The organism is Actinomadura sp. 6N118 (genome assembly GCF_044326415.1).
Taxonomy (GTDB): domain Bacteria; phylum Actinomycetota; class Actinomycetes; order Streptosporangiales; family Streptosporangiaceae; genus Spirillospora.
In genome coordinates this window covers 1-539 of record NZ_JBIRAZ010000114.1, presented here as the reverse complement: position 1 = coordinate 539, position 539 = coordinate 1, and the positions used below count along the sequence as shown (strand labels likewise).

Annotated in this window: 1 protein-coding gene; it reads right to left on the bottom strand. The window is 60.7% G+C overall.

All coding sequences use genetic code 11. The annotated features are described in order from the left end of the window. Window positions 1-470: hypothetical protein (locus ACH34W_RS55650; protein ID WP_395969368.1), on the bottom strand; the 470-nt coding region annotated here is incomplete at its 3' end. Window positions 471-539: the final 69 nt, after the last annotated feature.

Below are 539 nucleotides of genomic sequence, written 5' to 3'. Positions count from 1 at the left end.
AACGCCAATTGCAAATAAACCTCGGGGGGTAAGCCCACTGTGCGCTCGATGACCCGCCGCAAGCGGCTGTTGGGTTGAAGCCGGCCCAGCAGGGCGATTTGTCGTGCAAACGCGCCCATGCGCCGGTCCTGTTGATGAGGCACCTGCGCGAGCAGTATCTTGCGCACCAATAAAGCGAGGGGGTTGTGGTTCTTTGGCCATCCGGCCAGGGCATCGATACCGACCCAAGCCATGTTCATGCACTTGAGTAGATCGCCTTGCTGCATGGGTGTGTGGCCATACAGACGTGGCTCGTCGCGCAGCACCCAAGCCGCCAGTCGTTCTGCGACCCAGGGCAGTCGCTTGGCGCGCTCGGCTCCGCGAGCATCTGTTTCGAGCAGGTATTGGGAAATCGCGAGCAGGACCGAGTGGTAGTCGAACTTGCGCATGCGGTTGCGCACGGGCTTGATGGTCTCGCGATAGCTGCTCATCGTTGCAGTCGTTCGTTGGGGTACTCCCATTCTAGGGGCGTCGCGGTCTCATTCAGCGCATGTCAGGAA